Source organism: Coriobacteriaceae bacterium, from assembly GCA_025993015.1.
Classification (GTDB): Bacteria; Actinomycetota; Coriobacteriia; order Coriobacteriales; family Coriobacteriaceae; genus Collinsella.
The window spans coordinates 84689-110008 of the sequence record DAJPFV010000001.1; the positions used below are offsets into that span (position 1 = coordinate 84689).

20 protein-coding genes and 1 tRNA gene are annotated in these 25320 nt (G+C 63.7%); all 21 read right to left on the reverse strand.

The genetic code is table 11. From position 1 onward, the window contains the following. Positions 1 to 108 precede the first annotated feature (108 nt). The 21 genes from OIL77_00370 to OIL77_00470 all read right to left on the reverse strand — a co-directional run bounded on the left by OIL77_00370 (position 109) and on the right by OIL77_00470 (position 25237). Complete coding sequence (locus OIL77_00370) at positions 109 to 2940, reverse strand: molybdopterin-dependent oxidoreductase (GenBank protein HJI43883.1); 2832 nt, start codon at positions 2938 to 2940, stop codon at positions 109 to 111. After that, positions 2940 to 3854, reverse strand: coding sequence for an FAD binding domain-containing protein (locus tag OIL77_00375; protein HJI43884.1), 915 nt, complete (start codon positions 3852 to 3854; stop codon positions 2940 to 2942). The genes OIL77_00370 and OIL77_00375 overlap by 1 nt, the downstream gene beginning before the upstream one ends. A gap of 268 nt (positions 3855 to 4122) precedes the next feature. Beyond that, a complete protein-coding gene (gdhA, locus tag OIL77_00380; GenBank protein ID HJI43885.1) occupies positions 4123 to 5478 on the reverse strand; it encodes an NADP-specific glutamate dehydrogenase in 1356 nt (451 codons plus the stop codon). A 257-nt stretch (positions 5479 to 5735) separates the two neighbouring features. After that, positions 5736 to 6131, reverse strand: coding sequence for a DUF3343 domain-containing protein (locus tag OIL77_00385; protein ID HJI43886.1), 396 nt, complete (start codon positions 6129 to 6131; stop codon positions 5736 to 5738). Between the two features lie 15 nt (positions 6132 to 6146). Beyond that, a complete protein-coding gene (locus OIL77_00390) occupies positions 6147 to 6779 on the reverse strand; it encodes a molybdenum cofactor guanylyltransferase (protein ID HJI43887.1) in 633 nt (210 codons plus the stop codon). Positions 6780 to 6933: 154 nt separating this feature from the next. Next, positions 6934 to 7030: transfer RNA gene (locus OIL77_00395), tRNA-Sec, on the reverse strand. 36 nt (positions 7031 to 7066) lie between these two features. Further along, a complete protein-coding gene (selB, locus tag OIL77_00400) occupies positions 7067 to 9034 on the reverse strand; it encodes a selenocysteine-specific translation elongation factor (protein HJI43888.1) in 1968 nt (655 codons plus the stop codon). Further along, a complete protein-coding gene (gene selA, locus OIL77_00405) occupies positions 9031 to 10488 on the reverse strand; it encodes an L-seryl-tRNA(Sec) selenium transferase (protein HJI43889.1) in 1458 nt (485 codons plus the stop codon). Before selA ends, selB begins: the two co-directional genes overlap by 4 nt. Before the next feature lie 76 nt (positions 10489 to 10564). Further along, positions 10565 to 12682 carry a molybdopterin-dependent oxidoreductase gene (locus OIL77_00410; GenBank protein ID HJI43890.1) on the reverse strand — a complete coding sequence of 706 codons (2118 nt, stop codon included), beginning with the start codon at positions 12680 to 12682 and terminating at the stop codon, positions 10565 to 10567. Between the two features lie 122 nt (positions 12683 to 12804). Continuing rightward, positions 12805 to 13644, reverse strand: coding sequence for a formate/nitrite transporter family protein (locus OIL77_00415; protein ID HJI43891.1), 840 nt, complete (start codon positions 13642 to 13644; stop codon positions 12805 to 12807). Between the two features lie 39 nt (positions 13645 to 13683). Further along, positions 13684 to 14187: a hydrogenase maturation peptidase HycI gene (gene hycI / locus OIL77_00420; GenBank protein ID HJI43892.1), complete on the reverse strand. Its 504-nt coding sequence runs from the start codon at positions 14185 to 14187 to the stop codon at positions 13684 to 13686. Further along, positions 14187 to 14768, reverse strand: a complete 582-nt coding sequence (locus OIL77_00425) for a formate hydrogenlyase maturation HycH family protein (protein ID HJI43893.1) — start codon at positions 14766 to 14768, stop codon at positions 14187 to 14189. The genes hycI and OIL77_00425 overlap by 1 nt, the downstream gene beginning before the upstream one ends. Beyond that, a complete protein-coding gene (locus tag OIL77_00430) occupies positions 14769 to 15551 on the reverse strand; it encodes an NADH-quinone oxidoreductase subunit B family protein (GenBank protein HJI43894.1) in 783 nt (260 codons plus the stop codon). A 2-nt stretch (positions 15552 to 15553) separates the two neighbouring features. Further along, a complete protein-coding gene (locus OIL77_00435; protein HJI43895.1) occupies positions 15554 to 16270 on the reverse strand; it encodes a formate hydrogenlyase complex iron-sulfur subunit in 717 nt (238 codons plus the stop codon). A 1-nt stretch (position 16271) separates the two neighbouring features. Then, positions 16272 to 18044 carry a hydrogenase large subunit gene (locus OIL77_00440; protein ID HJI43896.1) on the reverse strand — a complete coding sequence of 591 codons (1773 nt, stop codon included), beginning with the start codon at positions 18042 to 18044 and terminating at the stop codon, positions 16272 to 16274. Between the two features lie 3 nt (positions 18045 to 18047). After that, the gene (locus tag OIL77_00445) at positions 18048 to 19607 is read right to left on the reverse strand and encodes a hydrogenase 4 subunit F (GenBank protein ID HJI43897.1); all 1560 of its coding nucleotides are present in this window, start codon (positions 19605 to 19607) and stop codon (positions 18048 to 18050) included. Positions 19608 to 19610: 3 nt separating this feature from the next. Next, entirely contained in the window at positions 19611 to 20264 is a 654-nt protein-coding gene (hyfE, locus tag OIL77_00450; GenBank protein HJI43898.1) for a hydrogenase 4 membrane subunit, read from the reverse strand. 13 nt (positions 20265 to 20277) lie between these two features. Further along, entirely contained in the window at positions 20278 to 21735 is a 1458-nt protein-coding gene (locus OIL77_00455) for a hydrogenase 4 subunit D (protein ID HJI43899.1), read from the reverse strand. Between the two features lie 15 nt (positions 21736 to 21750). Next, a complete protein-coding gene (locus OIL77_00460) occupies positions 21751 to 22677 on the reverse strand; it encodes an NADH-quinone oxidoreductase subunit H (protein ID HJI43900.1) in 927 nt (308 codons plus the stop codon). Positions 22678 to 22689: 12 nt separating this feature from the next. Next, on the reverse strand, positions 22690 to 24708 hold the full coding sequence (hyfB, locus tag OIL77_00465) for a hydrogenase 4 subunit B (protein ID HJI43901.1): 2019 nt from the start codon (positions 24706 to 24708) through the stop codon (positions 22690 to 22692). After that, positions 24701 to 25237: a 4Fe-4S dicluster domain-containing protein gene (locus tag OIL77_00470; GenBank protein HJI43902.1), complete on the reverse strand. Its 537-nt coding sequence runs from the start codon at positions 25235 to 25237 to the stop codon at positions 24701 to 24703. The genes hyfB and OIL77_00470 overlap by 8 nt, the downstream gene beginning before the upstream one ends. Between the last annotated feature and the right edge of the window lie 83 nt (positions 25238 to 25320).

Below are 25320 nucleotides of genomic sequence, written 5' to 3' on the forward strand. Positions count from 1 at the left end.
CGAACGGCAAGCGCACGCACACCTTTTACAGGCTCACGACCTCACCACGAGTGCAAAAGGCGGGACGAGTTGCCCCGCCCCGCCCATTACGACTTGTTTGCTGACCCGCTACTCCCCCAGCAGCGCCTTCTCGGGCGTGATGGGCAGCGAGCGAACCTGATGTCCGGTGGCGTGCGCCACGGCCGAGGCAACGGCGGCGAGCGGCGTGTTGATGACGACCTCGCCGATCGACTTGGCGCCAAACGGGCCCGTCGGCTCGTAGCTCGGCTCAAAGGCCACGCGAATGCTGCCGATATCCAGACGCGTGGGCAGCTTGTAGCTCATAAAGTTGCCGGTGCGCAGGCGACCGCGGTCGTCATGCTCGACAATCTCGTAGAGCGCGTGACCGATACCCTGGGCAATGCCGCCCTCGGCCTGGACGCGCGCGAGCGCCTCGTTGATCACGGTGCCGCAGTCCACAGCCGCCGCGTAGTCCACCACGGTCACCTTGCCGGTGGCCTTGTCGACCTCGACCTCGGCAATGCCGGCCATAAACGGCGGAGGCGAAACGGGCAGGCAGGCAGAGGCATGTGAGGTCAGCGCGTCGCCGCCCGCGATGTTCTTGACGCACAGGTTGGCAAAGTCACGCAGCGTGAGGTAGCGGTTCTGCTCGCGAGCGGCACGCTCGTCGGACAGACGCACGTACTGGCCATCGAAGACCACGTCGGCGGCGTCCACGTCCCACATCTGGGCTGCCTTGGCGCAAATCTTCTCACGCAGCTCGGTCGCGGCGTTCTTGGCGGCAAGGCCCGTCACGTACGTACCCGAGCTCGCATACGAGCCAGCGTCAAACGGCGACACATCGGTGTCCACGCCGCGCACCACAATGAGCGAGCTCTCCACGCCCAGCTCCTCGGCGGCAATCTGCGCCAGGATCGTGTCGACGCCCATGCCGTTATCGGTGGCGCCGGTGCCGATGGTAATGAAGCCGTCCTCTTCCAGGCGCATGTCGATGCCGGCGATATCCACATTGGAGATACCCGAGCCCTGCATAGTGAGCGCGCAGCCCAGGGCGCGCACGCGGTCGCCCAGGTCCACGGCCAGCGGCTTGTCGCGCCAACCGATCATGTCCATCGCGCGCAGCAGGCAGCGGTCGAGCGCGCAGGCATTGAGCTTCTCGTTGTAGTACTGCGGCATGATCTCGCCCTCGCGCACGATGTTCTTAAGGCGCAGCTCGGCGGGGTCCATGTGCAGCATGTCGGCGAGCTCGTTGACGGCGCTCTCCACGGCAAACTGGCCCTGGGTGGCACCGTAGCCGCGATACGCGCCGCCGCGGTTGGTGTTGGTGTAGACGGCGTCCCAGCTAAAGCGGCTCGCCTTCACATGGTTGTAGATCGGCAGGCTCTTGTGGCCCGAAAGGCCAATCGTCGTGGTGGCGTGCTCGCCGTACGCACCGGCGTTGGACAGCGTGTGCAGGTCGATGGCCGTGATGGTGCCGTCGTTCATGGCGCCCAGCTTGACGGTCATCTGCATCTGGTGGCGCGAGTTGCCCGCAGTGATGGTCTCCTCGCGGGTGTAGCAGCAATAGCTCGGACGGCCGGTCTGCTGGGTAACAAATGCCACGAAGATCTCGCAGCAGCCCGTCTGCTTGGAGCCAAAGCCGCCGCCGATGCGCGGCTTAATAACCTGCACCTGCGACTGCGGAATGTCGAGCGACTGCGCGACCATGCGGCGCACGTGGAAGGGCACCTGCGTAGAGGTGGTCACCGAGATGCGGCCGAACGCGTCGGTCGTCGCGAAAGCACGGAAGGTCTCCATGGGCGCGGTCTGGGTGGCCTGGCTGGTGTAGGTGCGGGTGAAGACGATGTCGCTCTGGGCGAATGCCTCGTCCAAATCGCCAAAGTCGCTCGTGCCGCTGCATACCAAGTTGCGCGAGACATCCCCGCCCTGCGGGAACATAAAGGTCACGTCGCCCTCGGGGTGAACCACGATGTCATTATCGAGCGCCTTGGTAAAGTCAAGCAGCGGCTCGAGCACCTCATAGTCGACCTTAATGAGCTTGAGTGCCTTGTCGGCGGCCTCCTCGGTCTCGGCGGCGACGATCGCCACCTCTTCGTTTTGGTAACGGACGAGGTTCTCGAGAATCAGGCGGTCGTAGGGACTCGGCTGCGGATAGCTCTGGCCGGCGATGGTAAAGCGGCGCTGGGGCACGTCCTCGTAGGTGTAGACGCCCACGACGCCGGGCACCTTCAGGGCGCGCGACGTATCGATGGAGCGGATCTTGGCGCGGGCATACGGGCTGCGCTTGAGTTTGACGATGAGCGCGCCGGCGGGCACCATATCGCCCGTGTAGACGGGACGGCCCTCGAGCAGAGCCTTCGAGTCCTTCTTGGGCTGCTTGTGGGTGATTTGCTTGTACGAGACGCCATCGCAGCTGGTGTCGTTGACCGGTAGCTCGGGCATCTCAAAGCCAACCTGCACGCCAGACTCGTTGAGGAAGCGCACGATGGCGCGCAGCTGGCTCTCGTAGCCGCTGCAACGGCAGAGGTTGCCGGCAAGCTGGCGCGAGAGCTCCTCGCGCGTGGCGACGAGGCTCGGGTCCTCCTTGGCGGCGCGGGCGAGCGCCAGCACGTTCATGATGAGGCCGGGGGCGCAAAAACCGCACTGCTCGGCACCTTCGGCAGCCATAGCGCGGGCAAGCGCCTCGGACTCGGCCTTAAGGCCCTCAAGTGTGGTGATGGAGCGGCCCTCAACACGGGCGGCGGGAACCGAGCAGCTCAGCACCGGGTCGCCGTCGAGCCACACCGTGCACAGGCCGCAGTTGGTGGTTTCGCAGGCACAGCGCACCGACGCGCAACCCTGCTCGCGCAGCAGCGCGAAGAGCATGGTGTCGGGGGCAATCTGAACCTTGACCTTGCGGCCGTTGAGCGTAAAGGAAAGATCGATGAGTTTGGCAGCCATTAGCGCACCTCGCTAGAATCGACGCCGGGCACGCGGCGGCAGGAATACTCGTCCGTGGCGAACTTGGGGATCTGCACGGTCTCGAGCTCGCGGGCAAGCGCGGCCGAAAGCTCGATGCCGGCGGCGCGGCGAACGGCCTGCACGGCAAGCGGCGCCGAGATGCGGCGGCGGTAGTCGGCCGAGCCCCACATATTGGTGCCGTAGCTCAGCGCGCACACGGATGCTGCCAGGGCGCGAAGCTCGTCCTCGGAAGGCTGCTCGCCCATAAGGCCGCACGCCTCGCCCTGCAGCAGGGTCGCGCGCAGCGGGCGGGCGCCCACGGTGACATGCCAGCTGTTGTCCCACCAGGCGGCGGTGACGTTTAAGGAGGGGAAGTCGGTCGCGGCCTTGCGCACGGCCTCATAGCTCGCGCGGTAATCGTGCTTGACGACCACGACATGCTCGATCACGTCGCGCACGTAGCCCATGTCCACGAACTCGGCGAGCGGCACGCGGCCGGCGCTCGTCAGCTCAACATAGGAATCGAGCGCCAGGAAAGCCGAGAGCACGTCCGAGAAGCCAAAGCGGCCGTAGATGCTGCCGCCCACCGTGGCGGTATTGCGCAGCTGCACACCCACGATATCGTGAACGGCGAACTCGAAGACATTGTTGACAAGCGCGTTGAGCTCGGCATGGCGCTCGAGCTGGCGCAGGGTGCACATGGCACCGATGCGAAACTCGGTCTCGGTCTCCTCGATCTGATCGAGTCCGCAGGCCGAAAGGTCAATCGCCGTCGCCACACGACGCGAACCCAGGCGCATCCAGATGCCGCCGCCCACAATCTTGTTGTTGCGGTTCTTCTGCAAGAGCTCATAGGCTTCGGCCGCGTTTCCAACACGGACGTAGGTACCGAACTTGAGCACGTTCTCCCCCATCTCTTCACTTGTCCAGTACTTTTAAGTGTACCAAACGAGGGGCCGCAACCTTCCACAGCACAAAAACCTCCCTCCCATCCATAACTTGCGGTGAAATACGGACTGTTTGTCGGGCTTAGGGCGCCCAACAGTCCGTATTTCACCGCAACTTAAGGGGCGGCCGGCAGAGGGCCGAGGGAAATGATCCGTTTTCCTCCGTCGCATGCGGATCAAAAAAGGCTCCCGGCGTTGAGCTGAGAGCCTCATTACATGCTATGTCAGGCAGGGTTTAGCAGACGCCCTGGGCGAGCATGGCGTCGGCAACCTTCAGGAAGCCGGCGATGTTGGCGCCCATGACGAAGTTGCCCTCCTCGCCGTACTCCTTGGCGGTGTCGTCCACGTTGTGGAACATGCCGCGCATGAGCTGCTCGAGCTTGCCGTCGACCTCCTCGAAGGTCCAGGACAGGTGCTCGGCGTTCTGGCTCATCTCCAGGCCGGACACGAGCACGCCGCCGGCGTTCGCAGCCTTGCCGGGCATAAAGGCGACGCCGTTCTCCTGGAAGTAGGTCGTGGCCTCGATGGTTGTGGGCATGTTCGCGCCCTCGCCGACCACCTTGCAGCCGTTGGCGACGAGCGCCTGGGCGTCCTCGAGCAGCAGCGTGTTCTCGCGAGCGCAGGGCAGCGCGATGTCGCAGGGCAGCTGCCACACGCCACGGCCGTCGCCCTCGTGCCACACGGCGTTGGGCTTCTCGTCGACGTACATAGCGAGCGTGACGCCCTTGTCGTGGCCGGAGCGCTTCTTGTTGTAGACATGCTCGAGCACGGTGTAGTCGATGCCGTCGGGATCCTCGACCCAGCCGTGGGTGTCGGAGCAGGCCAGGACTTTGCCGCCGAGCTGGGCGACCTTCTGGACCGCGTAGATGGCGACGTTACCGGAGCCGTGAACGACGACGTTCTTGCCCTCGAAGGACTCGCCGCGGCTCTTGAGGTACTCGTCCACAAAGTAGACCAGACCGTAGCCGGTGGCCTCGGTACGGGCGAGCGAGCCGCCAAAGGAGAGGCCCTTGCCGGTAAGGACGCCGGTCCACTCGTTGGTCAGGCGCTTGTACTGACCGAACAGGTAGGCAACCTCGCGGCCGCCAACGCCCAGGTCGCCGGCAGGAACGTCGGTGTTGGGGCCGATGTGGCGATAGAGCTCGGTCATGAAGGACTGGCAGAAGTGCATGATCTCGTTGTTGGACTTGCCCTTGGGGTCAAAGTCGGAACCGCCCTTGCCGCCGCCCATGGGAAGGGTGGTCAGGCTGTTCTTGAGGATCTGCTCCAGGCCCAGGAACTTGAGCATGCCCAGGGTGACCGTCGGGTTAAAGCGTAGGCCGCCCTTGTAGGGCCCAATGGCAGAGTTGAACTCGACGCGGTAGCCGCGGTTGACCTGGACCTTGCCCTGGTCGTCGACCCAGGGGACACGGAACATAACGATGCGCTCGGGCTCGACGAGGCGCTCAAGCAGGGCGGCCTCCTCGTACTCGGGGTGGGCGTCGAGCGCCGGCTGGATGGTACCGAGGATCTCGGTCGCGGCCTGGATGAACTCAGGCTGCTCGGGATAGCGGGCCTTGAGCTCGTCGAGAACTTTCTGCGTGTAGCTCATGCTTCCTCCAATGATGGGAAACGAAAAGTGTCGGTCGCGGCACCCTGTGCGCCGCGAACTTTATCGTGTATGGATAATATCGCACTGTTGCGGGAAAGTTTCGCATAAGCAGACGAGCAGATGTTTCGTTTTGATTACGATGCAGGTAGAGGCGTTTTTGAGTGCCTGACGTGCAAAACCCGTGTTTCAAACCTGTTTCGTCCACGTGTTCCAAACCACCACATTGAGGACAGGCGCCTTTGTGGTGGTGTTGACGACTAGAGGATGAGCTGATGATAGTCGGCGGGGGTTATGCGGCCTTCGGTGGCAGCACGGAAGGCGGCGAGCGCATCGCCCGAGAACGGCATGGCCCAGCACAGGCCGCAGCCGGCGGTGATGGAGCCGGGCAGCGGCATGATGCGCCCGGGCACACCGGCATCCAGGCACAGCTGCTCGCATTCCATCACATCGAAGGTGCTGTCAAACGACACGATAATCTTGCGCTCATGGTCGAGGGCATCACCGGACGGGCCGCCGCGGTGTGCCTCACGATACGCCGCGGCGGCCGCTTCCTCTTCCGCGGTATGCCCGCAGCCTCCGCAGCCGCAGGTACAGGGTTCGGACCCGTCGCAAGTGCAAGGCTCTCCCGTGTCGGGGCAAATATCGTGAGACATGGCATCTCCCATCGTCTAGGCGAGCAGCTCGGCTGCCGCAAACTCTTCGGGTGTATTGACGTTTTCGAAGCAGAGCGTGGAGCCCGCGGCCTTAACGATCTGCGACTCATCCATATAACCGGCCTGAACGCGATTGATCAGGCAGCGAATGCGCTGGCGGTCGCAGGCGAGCAGCTCTTGGGCAACCGGCGCGCACGCGTCACGGCGCCAGACGGCGCAAAGCGGCTCAATTCCCCGCTCCTCGCGCGGCACGCACACGTCAAGCGCCTCGGCATCAACATGATCGGCAAGCGCGTCGATGAGTTCCGACGAGACAAACGGCATGTCGCAGGCGACGATAGCCACGAGCGGCAATCGGGCCGCGGCCAACGAGCTCGCGATGCCGCGCATGGCGCCGGCGGGACCGTCGACGTCCATGACTACGCGAGGGAACAGGCCATCAAACGTGCATCTCTCAAGGTAGACCAGCTCGCTGGGGCGCGAAGTCGTCACGACCAACTCGCCGGCAACTGGCGCCAGCCGGCCCAGCACGCGCTCGATGAGCGGCTCACCGCAAAACGCCATGCGCGCCTTATCGCAGCCCATGCGCGAGGACAGCCCACCCGCCTGGACGACACAAGAAAGATCGGCACGTCTTACGGTAGTCATACGGCAAAACACCTCCATCGGCACGTTCAAAACCCGGCGCACGAAGCTAAATACCGCCGCCGAAATAGCGGCGCTACGAAAAGCTCGTGCAAAAACAAAACAGCGCCTTTGCGGCACGCAGCAAGACCGCGAGCACAAAAGCGCTGGTAGCGTATGGCGGGAACGTATGTGAATCGAACACATCCAAGACGTTTTGCACGCCTCGCAACGGTTTTGAGGACCGCGGAGCCCACCGGAGCCCATCCGTTCCCAAGTGCGGCGGTATTTTACCAAACCGAGCGGGCTAGCTAGCGTAGGGACCTCAGGCCGCCGGCTTCCTTGTCGAGCACTGTAAAGCGCACGGCATCCAGGTGCTCCAAGATGCTGATAGCACGTTTGCGGGACACACCGAGGGCCTCGCGCAGGGCGCTCGTGGTGGCAGCGCCCCCGGCAGCCTCGATAGCAGCGGCGACAAGCTCGCGTGCATTCGACTCCACGGTGGCGGACAAGGCAACGTCGCGCTCGACCTTAACGATGGAACGGTTGAGCGAAAGCTCGCGCAGGGCACGCGTCATGGTGTCGCGATCGAGCTGCAGTTGCTCGCCCACCTCGGGCAACGTCGGTGCATCGAGTCCGGCCTCGTCAAGCAGCGCGACGATCCGCTCGCAAGCCTCTCGCACCACGCGTGCCGCCGCGGCGGCCGAATGCGGATCGAACACCTCGGCGCCCTCGGCGGCGCACACGCCACGCGAGCAGCCCTCGGCAATCAGAGCCGCGGCAACGCCTTCATCAGCGGCAGACCACGCAGCATGGGCAACGGCGCCGGGCGTAAAGCCTGTCTCCTTGGGAGCCGCCGCGTGCATGGCTGACAGGGTCGCCGCCAGTGCATCCATCGCGGCGTCGAGCACCACGGCGTCCGCCAAGAGGCCCGCATCACCCACGGCAAGCTTGCGAACGGAGCCCTGCGCCACCAACCCGCGCAGTGCGGCATCGACCTCGCCGACACCAAGATCCAAAGCCTCAGCAACATCAACCGCCGTAACCGGCAGCATCTGCAGCGCCAGCCAAGCGCCCACACCGCCCGCGATATCGCCGGACTCGAGCGCCGCGTACAGCACGCGTTCCCCCTCAGTAAGTTCGCGCGAACGGCGGCATCGCGACAACAGCACGCGCCCTCCACCAATAAGCATGACCGGCGAATAGGACAGCACCACGGCATGGTCGCCGGCGCGCAGCGGAAGCGGTTCCTCCAAGCGTACCTGTACGGTACGGGTCTCGCCCACCGCCATGGGGGCCTCGCCCTCCATGAACATGATGCGACCGACAACCTCGGCCGTACCCGCCATCACGTGCACACGCGCACCCGACTCGAGCACACGCGGCTTGGCTCCCTCGCGGCCCAAATACGTAAACGTCATCATAAAGCGCATCGTCTGGCCAAAGCGGCCCGCCACGCCCAGCATCTCGCCACGGTCAAGCGCCGCGACACCGTCACCAACCAGGTTGAGCGCCACACGCTGACCAGGCAGCGCGCGCGGCGTATCGTCATGCACCTGAATCCCGCGCACACGACAGACCGTACGCGACGGTAACGCCATCAGCTCGTCACCCACCGCAACCGGCGCATCGTGCAGCGTTCCCGTCACGACGGTGCCGACGCCCTTGATCGTAAAGCAGCGGTCGATAGGCAGACGCGGTGCGGCATCGGTGAGCTCGGCACGGGCACGGCAAGCATCCCAGCAAGTGGCTACCTGCTCGTCAAGCGCAGCCAGTAGGCCATCGATCCCCTCGCCTGTCTTGGACGACACAGGCACGATCGGCGCGCCCGCAAACACGGTACCCGACAAAAAGTCATCGACATCGAGCTCAGCAAGCTCGGTCATCTCGACATCGGCCAGGTCACACATCGTCAGCGCGACCACCATATGCGTAACGCCCAGCAGCTCCAGCACATGCACGTGCTCGCGGGTCTGCGGCATCACGCCCTCGACGGCAGAGACCACCAACACGGCAACATCAATGCCCGTGGCACCCTGCACCATGGCGCGCAAGTAATGCGCGTGGCCCGGCACGTCGACCAGGCCGACGATCTTGCCGCTCGGCAGCGCCAGCTCGCCAAAGCCCAGCTCCACGGTCATACCGCGACGGCGCTCAACTTCCAGACGGTCGGGATTCTTGCCGGTCAGCGCCTCGATCAGTGCCGACTTACCGTGGTCGACGTGACCCGCCGTGCCAACGATAACGGGACACTCTAGCAGCGCCTGAACCTCACTCATCGAACAATCGCCTTCTTAACGCACGCGACGAGCGTCGATGCCGCCGTCTCGATATCGCGGTCACCCACGAGCGTGCGCACGTCGAACAGGACGCGATCGTGCGAGGCGCGCGTGACGACCGGCGTGTCGAAATCCTGGACAAGCGAGCGCTTGAGCGCGTCGACGGACAGGCGCCCGTCGACCGGGCAGACGGCAACGCACATGGTGGGCAGTTCGACGGTAGGCAGCGAACCGCCACCGGGGGTCGACGATTCCTCGACGATCTCCACCTGCACGGCGCACGGGCAACCAGCCTTATCGAGCCCGGCGACCATACGATCGCGCAGCTTGCGGGCACGTCGCTCCAAATGAGCCTGCGGCAGCGTAAGCATGCTGAGCACCGGAATATCGCGATGGGCCACATCGGCGCCGTCCATGTAGATGCGAAGCGTAGCCTCGAGCGCCGTGAGCGCCAACTTGCCCGGGCGCAGGGCGCGCATAAGCGGATGCGACCCACAGGCCTGGACCAGGTCGCGACGGCCCATGATAATGCCTGCCTGCGCGGCACCGAGCAGCTTATCGCCCGAGCACGACACCAGATCGAGCCCTGCAGCGACCGAAGCCGGCGTGGTTTCCTCGCCGCCGCGCGCCAAGATGTCGTCGGGTAACAGCGCCCCCGAACCCTGGTCTTCATAGAACAGCAGGCCGTGCTTATGGGCCAGCGCGGCGAGCTCCCTTGAGCTCACTTCCTCGTGAAAACCCTCGATGCGATAGTTGGAAGGATGGACCTTAAGGATCATCGCCGTATCGGACGTGACGGCGCGCTCGTAGTCGCCCAAATGCGTGCGGTTGGTGGCGCCGACCTCGACGAGCTTGGCGCCCGAAGCCTCCATTACATCGGGGATGCGGAAGCTGCCGCCGATCTCGACAAGCTCGCCGCGGCTGACGATGACCTCCTTGCCTGCGGCATGGGTCGCCAGCACCAGCAGCACGGCGGCGGCGTTATTGTTAACGACCAGTGCGTCCTCGGCACCAGTAAGCGAGCGGATGAGCTGCGCGGCGTGCTCCTTGCGCGACCCGCGCGAGCAGGTGTCCACACTGTACTCGAGCGTGCTGTAGCCGCGCGCGACCTCGTCCACGGCCTTTGCCGCCGACTCCGCGAGCGGGGCGCGGCCCAAGTTGGTATGGATGACCACACCCGTGGCGTTGACGGCAGGGCGCAGGCTCGGCAGTGCGGAGCGATGCGCACGCCACTCGATGGCCGAAGCCAGCTCGCGCTTGGAGCGCGGATCGGCGCCGGCACGAATCGCGGCGCGCTCCTCGTCGAGCTCAGCCGTCACGGCGGCATGTACCACCGCGTCGCAGGTCTCCCCCGCCGCCTTCACCACCGGCCACTCGGCAAGCAGCTCGTTGACGGAGGGAATGGCGCGCAGGCGGGCGCGCACCTCATCGGATATATTCTGGCTATCGCTCATGTGCGGCCTTTCAAAACCAAAGGTGAATCAATCGTTCGAACGTCAAACTATCAGCCAATTCGATCGGCTGAGTCAATCAATCGCTATTATCCTCGCGCGCCGCGATCTTTTCCACGCGAACGGCGTTTTCCTGGGTGAGCGCGGCGCCCGTCAACGGGTCCCAACGCAACGGTGTATGGTCGAGTGGGCCGACGCCCAAGGCTTGAACGCCGCCGGCATCAGCGCCAAACGAACGCCCACCGGGGGCGGCCGACGTAAAGATGCACGCCGGATGCAGATACGGCGTCGTCTCCACGCGCACGCGGTCGCGGCCCATATCGCTCACGAGTTCGACGATCTCGCCGTCGGCAATACCCATGCGCGCAGCGGCATCGGCATTCATCTGCACGGCATCCAGGTCCGATCCAGCCTCGGCGGCACCTTGGGCCGCAAGCCTTCGCGAAGTGTGCGACTCAAAGGGACGGTTGCCGCTAATGAGACGAAACATCCCCGGGCCGGGCTCCACCATGGGTGCGATCCAGTTGGGCACACGACCCAGGCCGGCTCGTTCCCATACGTCGCTTGCCAGCGCAATTTTGCCGCCATCCAAGGGAATCGCCGGCTCGCCCGTACGCGACGGCAACGCAACACCCGTGTCGGCCCAGCCGCGCTCCTTGAGCTCGTCCAGATTGATTCCAAAAGGCGCCACCTGGGCAGCCGCCAGATCGTCAGACGTAAACTGGAAGTACTCGCCCACACCACACGCCTGTGCCAGACCGGCAAAAATCTCCCGACCGGGACGCGTGTCGTCATGCTGCACGGGCAGCACGGCGTTGCGGTAGAACACCCGCGAATCGTTGACGCCCACGACCGTGCCCACGCCGCGGTCGGCCTCGAGATACGTCACGTCGGGCAGCACGAAGTCAGAAGCACGCGCCGTCTCGGACCAGCGAATATCAATCGTCACGAGCAAGTCGAGCTTCTGCAAAATACCCAGCCAAGCCTGTGCATTGCCATAGCCCGCACCGGGGTTACTGGCATAGACGATGAGCCCGCGCAAATCGCCGGCAAGAATCGACTGGCCGATGGTCGTGCACAGGCCGCGCACCGGATCGACCAGTGGATAGCGCTCGGACCCCAGCTTGGGCCCGCGAGGCACCGGCGGCGTCGCAAAGCGTGCGGGATCGAGATCGCCCAACACAAGCGGCGTGGATGGGTTGAGCGCGCCGCCCGCATGTCCAATACAGCCCAGCAGCAAATCAACCATGCAGATAGCTCGCGCCGTCTGCGTACTGTTGGCATACGCGATACCGATACCACCATGAAAGCCAGCGTCAACCACCGCAGCAGGCGCCGCGGCAGCCAAATCACGCGCAGTCGCACGGATATCGTCCGCCGGCACGTCGCACATCGACTCGGCCCACTCAGGCGTCCAAACAGCGGCCGCCTGCGCCAGCTCGTCAAAACCCGTGGTATAGCGGGTCACGAACTCGTGGTCATACAGATCCTCGGCAATCAAGACATGGGCAATACCCAACAGCAGCGCCAAGTCGCAGCCCGGGCGCACGCGCAACCAGCGGTCGGCAAGCGCGGCGGAGCCGCTGCGCCGGGGGTCGACCACGATAATCTTCGCCCCGCGCCGGCGCGCATCGTTGAGCGCATCGACGGCCCCCATCGTCGATGAATCGACGATGGAACGCCCCAGGTACATGATGCAGTCGGTATGTGCCAGGTCGGAGGCGGGGCTATAGCCCAGGCTGTGCTCCCAACCGGTAAGTCGGCTTACCTCGCAGGCGCCATCGGCACCGTACACGTTGGGCGAGCCCAACGCATGCATAAAGCGATACGCCCAGTAGCGGTCGAACGAGGGAACGCCGAGCGTCATGCCCAGCGCGCGCGGACCATGCCCGTCAACAATCCCCAAAAGGCGCTCGGCAATCTGAGCAAACGCCTCGTCCCAGGTAATCGCATCGAACCCCGAGCCATCCCGGCGGCGTCGCATGGGGTGCACAATGCGGTCGCGCTCGTCAAACGGCATTGCCAGGCGATGGCGCCCGCGGGCGCACAGGGCACGCGCCGCGCACGGATGCCCCACAACCGGCAACTCAGCCACCACACGACCGTCCTCAACGCGTGCCGCAAAGGCGCAATCGGCATAGCATCCCCCGCATGTGGTCACCACGGCGCGACCGTCACGCTTCACAGCAGATGCCATCTCGATTACCCCTTTCATCAGCCAAACACAACAGGCCAACAGCCCGACAACGAGCCCCAGACCCAAATAGCCTCCCGCACGGCAACGCCCCGCGGGAGGCCCAACGTCAAACAGACGGTACCTTACGCCTCGGACTTCTTAGCGTAGATAAACCAGTAGCCGAGCGCGATCAGAACCGCGCCGCCCACGATGTTGCCCAGCGTGGCGGCGGACAAGTTAAACGCAATGCCCGCAGCGTTGAGTGCATCGGCGCCGGCGACGTCGGCACCATAGCCGAACGCGTGCATCACGGCACCCATGGGCAAAAAGTACATGTTGGCGACGCAGTGCTCAAAACCGCAGGCCACAAAAGCGGCGATGGGCAGCAGAATGCCCACAACCTTATCGACCACGGTCTTGCCGGCGGTACCGATCCACACGGCCAGGCACACAAAGATGTTGCACAGGATGCCACGGAAGAAGATCGTCACCCAGTCGATCGTCACCTTGCCGGCGGCGACGCTCACCATGGAATTGGCGACCGCCTCGCCGTTGAGCTTGTAAATGCCGGCCATATACACCAAAAAGACGATGAACAGGGCACCGACAAAATTGCCGACCCACACGACGACCCATGCCTTGAGCATCTGAGCCAGGGTGATCTTTTTGCTCTTGAGCGCGCAGACCATAAGCGAATTACCGGTAAACAGCTCGGCGCCGCACACCAGTACCAGCACCAGGCCCAGGCAAAAGCACAGACCGCCCACGACGCGCTGGGCACCCCAGCCCAGCGTGCTGTCGCTCAAGAACACGGTAAAGAACAGGCCACCGAAGGCAATAAACGCACCGGCGAACATTGCCAACAGAAAGGCCTTTGCGACCGGCAGGTTGGCCTTGGTCACGCCGGCGACCTCGGTCTTGGCCTCGATCGCGGCGGGCGCCAGGCAATCGGGAGCGGGATATTCTGCCTTGGAATCTGCCATGTCAATCACTTCTTTCCTAATCAGCAGGGACAAGCGCACCTATTGCTCTTGTCCCAAGCGGACAAAGTGGGAAAAGTCGTTGGCGGCCACGGCGTCGTACACGGCGTCGACGGCGTCAAAGACTTCCGGGGACATGGGGTTGTAGAACTCCGTGTCGCCCGGCTGAATCCCTATGAAGACGATATCTTCGCACGATTGCTCAATCTCTTCGATCAGAATCGACAAGGGAAGCGAATGCGTGGTGAACATCGACTTGCGCGCGACGTCGGTCTTATCGAGCAGGCGGATGGCACCGACGGGCAGCGCCATGTCGGCGGCATCGACCAACACTAGGCGCGGCGGACGCTCGCGCTTGACCTCGATGATGTCGTCCTCGGGCGTCTGACCACCGTCGATGGTGTACCAACCGGCGATGGGCGTGTCCTCCATCTTTTTGGAGAGCACGGGGCCAGCGGCATCGTCGGCGCGCAGCACGCTTCCCGCCGTGAGCACAATGCCCGCAAACGGGGCGTCGTTCACACGGCCATCCACAACGCGACCCATTACTGCAACCTCCCCGTCAGATACACGCCCGACACATCGCGCACGCGCTCAACCAGATCGCGAAACTTCATTAAGAACGCAACCTGCTGGGCATGCAGGCCAAAGTCGTCATCGAACACCGAGATGCCGGCCTTGGCCGAACCGCGAAAACCGCGATCGTCGAGCAGCGTGTCACAGGCCTCGAGCAGCGACGGCACCGCCGCCTTGTCGAGCTGGCACTCGCCAAAGGAGCGGATGGCCTCGAACTTGGTCTTGGCCTCCCCCTCCGGCAGCGCGTCGATAAGCGTATAGAACACGTTCACCGGCACCGACAGGCGCGGCTCAAAGCAGTCGAGCACGCCGGTGTGGTGGCCCACGGCGAGCGTGTAGTACAGCACGTCGCAGGCCTCCTGGGGAACGTCTTCCTCGGTCTCCACAAACTTACGCGTGAGCTCATAGAAGACCACCTGGTCGGGCGTATGGCCCAGGCAGGGGTCGGCGACGCCCTCGGCGGCCTCGTCGCTTGCGCGCGAGGCATCGCCAAAAGAGCCGCCGAGCATGCCGGGGCCCGCAAAGTAACCAGAGCGGTCCGTGAGCTCCATCTAGCGACCTCCGGCCAGTACCAGATCCTGTAACGCCGAGTACACCTCAACGCGGCGAGGATCATCCTGCTTGTCGATGAGCAGCGCCATGGCACCGCGGATATCGCCCTTGGGCGCGCCCTCGAGCGTATCCATAAACTCGTTGGCCAAGTCGCGGCCGTAACGGTAGCCGCTCATGGCGCGAGCCTCGCGCTCGATGGCAACGCGCAGCTTGTACGGCACGCCGGGGTGCAGGATATCGGCCTGCTCGCCGGCGGCCTCCACCGTGGTCTCGGCATGGAGCTTTTGGTCCAGCAGGCCAAGTGCCATGGCAAAGCCGTAGATGGTCTGCGCGGGGCTGGGCGGGCAGCCGGGGATATAGACATCGACCGGCAAGATCTTGTCCGTGCCACCCCAGACGCAGTAGTTGTCGTAGAAGATGCCGCCGGTGCAGCCGCACGCGCCATAGGACACCACGATCTTGGGATCGGGTGCGGCCTCAAAGGCGCGCAGGGCCGGCATGCGCATGGCACGCGTTACGGCGCCGGTGTACAGCAGCACATCGGCGTGACGGGGCGAGGGCACGACCTTGATGCCAAAGCGCTCGACGTCGAAGACGGGCGTGATGGAACCGAAGATCTCGATCTCGCAGCCGTTGCAGCCGCCGCAGTCAACACGGTAGACGTACACCGAGCGCTTGATCTTCTTAAGAAGGGTCGCCTTGGCCTTCTCGATGCTCTCGTCGAGCTCGATCTTGGTCGGGCGGTACTGGAGCCGCTCGGGCAAAAGCGTGGGTTCGGCCATGGTTACTCCTCCTTCGTTTCAAAATCCATGATGATGCCCTCGACCGGCGCCGGACCGGCGGGAATCTCGGGCGCATCGGGGTTGAGCTCGCGGTCGATATACTCCGGGTTCACGCCGTGGCCGCCCAGATACTCCATGCCGGGGCCCTGGGGCTCACCGGACGCAAGCGTCTCGTTGGCAGCCATGCCGGCAGCGTTGCCGGTCTTTACGGCCGAGGCGGCGCGCAGGGCGTCGAGCTCGCGCTTGCACTCCTGGCACATACCGACGGTACGGGCAGCCTGCTCGGCCTCCATGCCGCCGGCCTTTTGCAGCAGGCGCTTTGCGTAGTCGATCTCCTTGTGCGGGGCAAACGGCTTGCCGCAGCGCGAGCAGTGCTCGAGCGTATAGACGCTCTTGCTGGTGAGGTCGTCCTTGCTCATGACGGCAAGCTCAAACTCCTCGGTGAGCTTGATGGCCTCCATGGGGCAGGCTTCCTCGCAGCGGCCGCAAAAGATGCAGCGGCCGTAGTCGATCGACCAGGTAATGGTATCGGCCGCAAGGTCGGTGTCCATGCGAATGGCATCGGCCGGGCACGCCACGCCGCAGGCACCGCAGGCGATGCAGAGCTCGGCATTGTGCTCGGGCTTGCCGCGCATGTCCTTATTGGTGGGGAACGGCGCAAACGGGTACTTGACCGTCGCGTCGCCGGCCTTGGCGTTAACCTTCCAAAGCTTCAGCATATTAGAGCGCCTCCTCATCGAGCGGAGCGGCCAAGGTGCCCTCGCCCGCAAGCGGCGACTTGTCGCGCCAGACGTTCTCGAACTGCTCCTTGTCGAGCACGTGGTCGCGCTTGGCGGCGACATCGGTCACCGTCACGCGATCGGTGCAGGAGTAGCACGGGTCGAGCGAGCCGACGATCAGCGCCGCGTCGCCCACGGTGTTGCCGCGGAACATGTAGCGCAGGACCGGCCAGTTGCTGTACGTGGCGGCCTTGGCGCGCCAGCGGTAGCACTTCTGGTTATTGCCGAGCATGGCCCAGTGCACGTCCTCGCCGCGCGGCGCCTCGGTGGCGCCGATGGCGTACTTGTGCGGGGTGTACTCCCAATCCGTGGTGAGGATGGGGCCCGACGGGCAGTTCTCGAGCATGGTCTCGATCATGTCGATCGAATCGTAGACCTCCTGGATGCGGACGGCGGTACGGCCGAAGGCGTCGCAGGTGTCGGCCGTGGCGGCGTGCATCTTTTGGACGTCCGGATCGGCGTAGCCGTCGAAGGGATGGTCAAAGCGCACGTCGCGGGCATAGCCCGAGCCACGCATGAGCGGGCCGACCGGCGAGAAGTCGCGTGCAATCTTGCGGTCCAAGATGCCGATACCGCTCGTACGCTCAATAAAGTTGGGCGTGGAGAGCAGCACGTCGACGAGCTCCTGAACCTCGGAGCGCAGCTGGTGGATGGTCGTGAGCGTGGAGAGCTTCTGCTCAGCCAAAATGTCGCGACGCACGCCGCCAATCACGTTGAGGCCGTAGGTCTTGCGGTGACCGGAGAGCTTCTCGGCCAGGTCCATGGACTTCTCGCGGACGCGGAAGAACTGCTGGAAGCCGGAGTCGAAGCCCGTGTAGTGCGACGCCAGGCCAATGTTGAGCAGATGCGAGTGCAGGCGCTCAACCTCGAGCATGATGGCGCGGATGTACTGGGCGCGCGGCGGGACATGAATGCCCTGGGCGCGCTCGACGGCCTCGGCATAGGCCGCCGAGTGGGCGCAGCCGCAGATGCCGCAGATGCGGTCGGCGAGGAACGTGACGGCGTCATAGTTCAGGCGCGTCTCGGCGACCTTCTCCATGCCGCGGTGCACGTAGAACAGACGGTAGTCGGCATCGACGATCGTCTCGCCCTCGACAAACAGGCGGAAGTGGCCGGGCTCGTCGGAGGTAATGTGCAGCGGGCCCATGGGGACGAGCGTGGTCTCCTTGCCCTTGGTGTCGGCCAAGAACTCATAGTTTTCCATGTCGCTCGCGGGAGCGGGACGGAAGCGGTAGTCCATGGAGTCCTTGCGCAGCGGGTACAGGCCACTGGGCCAGTCATCGGGAAGCACCAGGCGGCGACGGTCGGGCAAACCCTCGGGAATCAGGCCGAACATATCGCGCAGCTCGCGCTCGCCCCACACGCAGGCGGGGACGAACGGCGTCACGGACGGGAACGTCATCTTAGCGGGGTCGACCTCGGCACGCACGGTAACCCAGCCGGGGTCCTCCCCCTCCATGGAGATGACGTAGTACACGGCGTAACGGCCGCACAGGGAGCGCTCGTCGTTGCCGACAATCACGGGAATCCAGCCGTAGCGCTCGTAGTACAGGTAGTGGACGGCCTCGGGCAGCTTGTCCTGCTTGACGGTGATCGTCAGCTGGTCCTCGCACTGCCACTCAACCTTCTCGATGCAGCCCGGAACGGCGCGGCGCAGGGCCTCGACATGGCTCTCGCAGCGACGGGCATACACCTTGTTCTCAGTTTCAATCATTCGTTACTCCACCTCGCTCTGAGCGGTCTCGGTACCGAACACAGCGCGGTACATCGGCGTCGCGTGAAGTTCCTCGGTGCTCTGCTCGAGCACGATGCCGGTAGCGGTCTCCACACCGTGCACGAGGGGCAGCGGGGTGGCAATGCCAAACCACAAGATCATGACAGCCAGGATGATTTCGGGGATAAGCATGAGCGCCGGGGCCTCATGCTTGCCCATGCCCTGGGGCGCATGGCCGAATACCGACTTGAGTGCGATACGGGTGAGCGCGGAGATGGCCACGGTAAGACCGAGGGCGACCACGACGACCAGCCACATGGGACCGGCGGTAACACCGGCGACAAAAGTCAGGAACTCAGAGATGAACATGCCAAAGGGCGGGAAGGCGGCAAGGCCGAGCAGCGCCAGGATGGCGAGCGCGGCGGTTGCGGGCGCAACCTCGACGACGCCCTGGATCTTGGCCAGGCTACGCGTGCCAAAGGCGTGCTGGATGTTGCCGGACACGCAGAAGGCAAGCGTCTTGGTAAAGCCGTGGAACACGCAGTGCAGCAGGGCCGCGGCGATACCCAGCGGGCCACCGATACCCAGGCACAGGGCGATAACGCCCACGTTCTCCACAGACGAGTACGCAAAGCGGCGCTTGAGGTCGTCCTGGCGAAACATCGAGAGTGCCGCCACCAAAATGGACAGCGTGCCGACGATCAACAGCAGAAGTTGCGGATACTCGGCACCCACGGCCTGGATGGTAAAGCCGTAGAAGCGCATGATCACAAGCATGGCACACTTAAGCAGAACACCCGAGAGCAGGGCCGAGACAGGACTCGGAGCCTGAGAGTGGGCATCGGGCAGCCAAGTGTGCATGGGGAACAGGCCAGCCTTGGTGCCAAAGCCGATCACGATAAACGCAAAGGCGAGGCGCATGAGCGTCGGGTCGAACTGGTCGGCATACGGCAGCACGCACGACAGGAATGCGGCCTCGTGGGCGTTGGGAATCACGTCGGCGGCGTTGGCGTAGATCAGCAGCGTACCGAACAGGCCAAATGCCACGCCGGCGGTACAGACCATCGCATACTTCCAAGAAGCCTCGAGGGCCGTCTTGTTCTTGTAGATACCCACCAGGAACACAGTGGAAAGCGTGGTTGCCTCCACGGCGGCCCACGTGAGGATCATGTTGTTGGACAGGCACGCGAGCAGCATGGTGAACACAAACAGGCTAAACAGCGCAAAATACTGCTTGGCGCGCTCGGCGGGCATGGAGCCCTCCTCGATATCGGCCTTTACATAGGGCAGCGAGAACAGCCCCGTAAGAAAACCGATAAAGCCGATGAGCAGCACAAAGATGGCGCCCAGCGAATCGAGGTGGAACCACAGGCCAAGAGCGCTCGCGGTTTCGCCGCTCATAAGGACGTCGCCGGCCGTCATAATCGACAGCACCAGGACGGCTGCGACGGAGACCAGGTTGAGACCGGCAAACACGTTATAGGACGTGTTCTTGGGCAAAAACGCCATGACCAGCGAGAACACCAAAGGAGTCGCGAGCAGGGCGAGAATCAACGTTTCCATGGACTACCCCCTCAGCTCGGACAGGTCGCGCGCATCGAGCGAGTGGGAGTCGTCCCAAATGCGACGCACGACGATGGACATGATGATGACGGCAAAGATGGCGTCGGTGGCGATACCGATCTCGATGATCTCGGGAGCGGTGGGGGCCAAAAGCGCGAGCGTCACGTGGCTGCCGTTTTCCATAAGGCAGTATCCAAAGATCTGCTTCATGATGTTGCGCTGCGAGATGATGCAGGTGAGGCCCACGAAGAAGTGAGCGAAGCTAATAGCGAGCGCAGGCGTTGCGACCTCGGCCGTGGGCAGGCTGATCTGCGTCACAACGGCAAAGCAGATCGCGACCTCGACGGCGATGATGCAGATGGCCCACGCGGGCTTAAGGCCGGCCTTGAGCGATGCGTCGCTCGGCTCGCCCATCTTCTTGTATGCGCGGTTGAGGATGTAAGGGACCAGGACGACCTTAGTGATAAAGGCAGATCCGGCCCACATAAGCAGCTCCTGCGCACCGGTAGTAGCACCGAGCGTAGCGAGCAGTCCCACGAGCACCAGCGACTGCACCGCATACCAGCGAATGGCGTGCTTGATGTTCTTGGAGACGACCACCATGGTGGACGTGACGATCAGAAGGCCGCCAAGGATGTTGACGATCGAATAACCCATGTCGTTCTACCTCCTAACCGATCCAGCTGGCCGAAAGCGGGCCGCTGACGATGACCATGATGATGAGCACGATGAACACGAACGCCATCGCGCGGGGAAGCGGGGCTCCCGCAGCGACCTCGTCGCTCGGCTCGCCGGGCAGGCAATAGCCCATCCACTTGAGGAACCAGGCGAAGGTGGCGACGGTCTCGGCGACCATGATGCACACGAGCACCAGGATCGCGACGTTGCCGGCACCCACAGAGAAGCCGCCGGCGATAATCTGGAACTTCGAGAAGAACGTGTTCATGGGCGGCACGCCGGCAATAGCGAGCGCGGCGACACCGAAGCCCACGCCCGAGATCGGGTACTTCTTTACGATGCCGCGAAGCTTGGGCAGCATACGCGTGCCGAGCGTAAAGGAGAACGAACCGGCGATCAGGAAGAACAGCGTCTTGGCGAAAGCGTGGTTAAAGATGTGGCAGACGGCGCCATCGAAGGCCAGCTGGCTGCCAAAGACCGAAAGGCCCAGACCAAAGAACACATAGGAGAGCTGGGCGATCGTGGAAAAGGCCAGCAGACGCTTCATGTCCTTTTGCGGCAGGTACATAAGGAAGCCAAAGAGCATGGTGACCATGGCGTCGATAATGGCGACCCAACCCACGATCTCGGGGATCTCGCCGGCAGAGACGAGTGCACGCGCGAACACGCACACGCCGACCTTAACCATCGAGGCGCCATGCAGGTAGGCCGAAACAGGCGTCGGCGCCTCCATGGCCGAAGGCAGCCACATGTACATGGGAACCTGTGCGGACTTGGCCCAGGCCGCAAACAGCACGAGCAAAAGAACGATAGCCTTGAGCTTGGCGTCGAGGCCGGCAATCGCGGTAATGGCGAAGGTACCGGTATGGGCAAACACGATGGCGGCGCCCAGATACAGGCCAAGCGCACCGATATGCGTAATGATCAGAGCCTTCATGCCGGCCTTCTTGGCCGTAGGCGTCATGTAGTAGCTAATGAGGCCCCAAGAGCACGCACCCGTGATCTCAAAGAACACGAGCTGGCCCAAAAGGGTCGAGCTGTACACAAGACCGGCCATGGCGCCGATGAAGGTCGCGAGGTACGCGTAGAAGCGACGACGCGGTGCGTCGGGATGCTCACGGTTATTCTCGCTCATATAGGGAATCGAATAGATCACGACAAGCAGGCCGATACCCACAAAGGCGGGCGCGAGCAGCGTGCTCATGCGATCGAAGGTGAATCCCATGACGAGGGTCTGCCCAAACGAGATCAGGGGGACCTGCGTGTCGGGCATGCCGGCGCCAGCGAAATTCGCGGCGAGGGCGATGGTGCAGACCGTCGAGACGGCGGCACCCAAAACGCTGAACCACTTGGCGTACGGACGGGGGAACAGGGCGACGAGCACCGAGGCCACCATCGGGGCCGCGATAGCGACCAAGCCGAGAAGGGACAGACTGACTGCAAATGACATTGTTTCTCCCTTCTCCTACACGCCGACGACCACGAAGACAAACGCCAGAACGGCGATGCCCACGACGGCCCAGGTCTGATTGCCAAGCACCTTAAAACGCGAGCGCGAGCAGGAGTTCTCGATCACGCCGCATACGACAAAGTCGATCAGGCACTTAACAAGGAAGATGACCGCGCCCAGAACGGCCGCGATACCCACGGCCGCGGGCTCGCCCCAGGGGACGAAGATCGCGCAGAACCAGGCGACGACCAGGACCTGCTTCATGGACATGGCGAGCTTGGCCATCGCAAGCGACGGGCCGGAAAGCTCAGCGAGCGGACCTTCCTGGAGCTCCTGCTCGGCCTCGGCCTGATCAAACGGCAGCTTGCCGAGTTCCATGTAGCAGGCAATCGCAAAGGCGATGCCGGCGAGGATCACAGCGACCGGCGCGTCGATGGCGCCCGTCATGATGTGCTGGCCCATGGTGGCGATGTCGGTGGAGCCGCACACCAGGGCGGCGGCAAACAGCGCCAGCAGCATGGACGGCTCGATGAGCACGCTCATGAGCAGCTCGCGGACGCCGCCGATACCGGCGTAGGCGTTGGACGAATCCACACCGCAGAGGGCGAAGAAGAAGCGGGCGAGCGCCAGGCTATACATGATGGTGATGGCGTCACCAAAGACCGGGATGGGGCTTTGTGCCGTAAAGAGCGGCAGACCCATCGCGAGCATAAAGGCGACGGCGAAGAACAGCGGCGGCATGATGCGCAGCGCAAAGCTCGCATCCTCGCTCTGGGACTCGGGGCGCGCAAAGAGCTTGGCCAGGTCGCGGTAGTCCTGCATGATGCTGGGGCCGCGACGGTTGTGCATCTTGGCGCGGATCACGCGGCCGAGACCGGAGAAGAACGGCGCGACGGCCATAACGACCACGCCCTGCAGAACGGCAAGTACGATGTTGTTCATGCTCTCCCCTCCTTAACCCATTTGCACGGCGAGCACGAGGAACACCACGAGTGCCGCGACGATGTAGCAGATATAGATGCTGTAGTTGCCGCCCTCGAGCTTAGTCGCGAGGTCGGCGAGCTTCTCGACACCCTTATGCGGGGCATCGACGAGAACCTTGTCGGGTACGGGCTCCACAGCCTCGGCCACACCGGTGAGCTTCTGGAAGAAGTGCGCGATGGACCAGCAGACGGCCGTGCAGCGGTCGCGCAGCGTGTAGAGCGGCTGCATAAACCAGGACACCTCGGAGGCAAAGGTCGTGGCCACGACGGGCATATGCTCGTTGGGAGCATAGCCGCATGCCCACGGCTGGGACTTCTGCACCTTGCCGACGGTCTTGAGCTTGCGATAACCGCAGGCAAGGCCGACGAGCACCACGAGCGCAATAGCGATCGCGGGCGTGGAGGTGGCAGCGCCGGAGTACTGGTTCATGAGCTCCATGCCCTCGGCGGCAAACACGCCACCGTACGGATGCAGCACGGACGCAGCGACATCGACCAGCACGGGCGCGATCACGGGAGCGCCAATGCCCAGCACGACGCAGATGGCCGCGAGCAGGCCCTGCGCAAACACCATGGGGGCGGGAACCTCCTTGGCATTGGCCGCGGCCTCGGAGCGGGGCGCGGAGGCAAAGGAGACGCCATAGGCCTTGACGAAGCATGTGACAGCCAGCGCGCCGGTAATGGCAAGCGCGACGGCAGCGAACACGGCCACGATCATGACGGCCTTGTCGCCCTGCATGGCAGCGTTAAAGAGCGACTGGTAGGTAAACCACTCGGACACAAAGCCGTTGAAGGGCGGGATGGCCGAGATGGCAAGCGCGCCAATAAGGAAGCAGATGGCCGTAGCCGGCATACGACGGAACAGACCGCCCATCTTCTCCATATTGCGCGTACCCGTGGAGTACAGCAGCGCACCGGCGCCCAAGAACAGCTCGCCCTTAAACATCGCGTGGTTAAACGTGTGGTAGAGGGCGGCCATCAGAGCCAGGACGGCGATGCCGACCGAGTTGAGCGCCATAGCGGCCATGGAGGCGCCGACGCCGAGCAGAATGATGCCGATGTTCTCGACGGAGTGATAGGCCAGCAGGCGCTTGATGTCATGCTCCTGCAGGGCGAAGGCCACGCCGAGGATCGACGAGATCGCACCGAAGACCATGACCATAAGGCCCCACCAGACCTGAACGCCCGAGGCGGAGAGCAGGTCGAGGCCCACCTTGAGGATGCCGAAGATACCGATCTTGATCATGCCGCCGGACATGAGGGCCGACACGTTGGACGGCGCCTCGGGATGCGCCTTGGGCAGCCAGCCGTGCAGCGGGATGATACCGGCCTTGGCGCCAAAGCCAAAGAAGGCGAGCACAAAGCACACGGATGCGACCGCGGGGCTAAACTGCGTAGCGCGGAAATCCGCAAAGGCAAACGAGCCGCCGGCGAAGTTGGTCATGGTGAGGAAGCTCGCCATGATGAGCACAAAGCCCACGTGCGCGATCACAAAGTAGAGCCAACCGCCATGGATGGAGTTCTCGTTCTCCTCGATCACGACCAGGAAGTACGAGGTCAGCGACATGAGCTCAAAGGCGACCAGGAACCAAAACACGTTGTCGGCGGTGATGACGAGCATCATGGACGCCACAAAGGTGTTAAAGAAGAAGCCGGCGCGGCCCTTTTTGCCCGGGTACTCATCAAAGTAGTTGAGACCGTAGATCGAGCCGGCAAACGCGAGCACCGAGATGAGCGCCACGAACAGGCCGGACAGCTGGTTGAGCAGCAGCTGGAAATGGGCAAACGGGAAGAACACGATGGTGTCGACCGACGTGACATCGCCCAGCACGGCCTGGATACCGGCCACAAACGAAAGCACCGCGGCGACGGCGCCGATTAGGCAGCCGGCGGTCTTGGCGACGTTATCGGCCTTGATCAGCAGAACCGAGGCGAGCGCACCGATGCACGAGACGGCAAGCGATGCGATAAACAGCGTCATGCTATCCATTGTTTACGCTCCCTTCTGCTTTCTCGGACAGGCCCTGGGCCACAGCGGTAACGTCGACGACCGGACCGTTTTCGATCGAGCGCAGGCGCTTGGCCTCGTCGAGCTCGCGATCGGCCGCGCCACCCATGACGGTCAGCGCCTTGGTAGGGCACGCCGCCACACAATGCGGGCCGTCCGGATCGAATGCGCACAGGTCGCACTTGACAGCGCAGGTGTACTGACCAGGAGCCCACGTAAGCAGGCTGCTCAGGGACTTAGGATACGAAGGCGTCGGGTCGCACATGCCTGCGACACCGGCGATAGACGTGCCATCGGGATGGATGGCTCCGAAGGGGCACGCGATGGCGCACAGCCTGCACCCGATGCACTCCTGCTCCTTGACGTGGATGCGATCGCCATCGTGCTCGATGGCATTCACCGGGCAAACCTCGGCGCAGGGGGCACCCTCGCAATGGTGGCAGGCAAGGGCGGCCGAAATACCGCCGGTCTTCACGAGCGCCAAGCGCGGCGTATCCTGAAGACCCTGCATCCGGTGGGCGTCGGCACAGGCGGACTGGCATGTTCCGCAGCGATGCACCTCTCCGGGTTGATGTCGATGAAGCGGTTCATCCC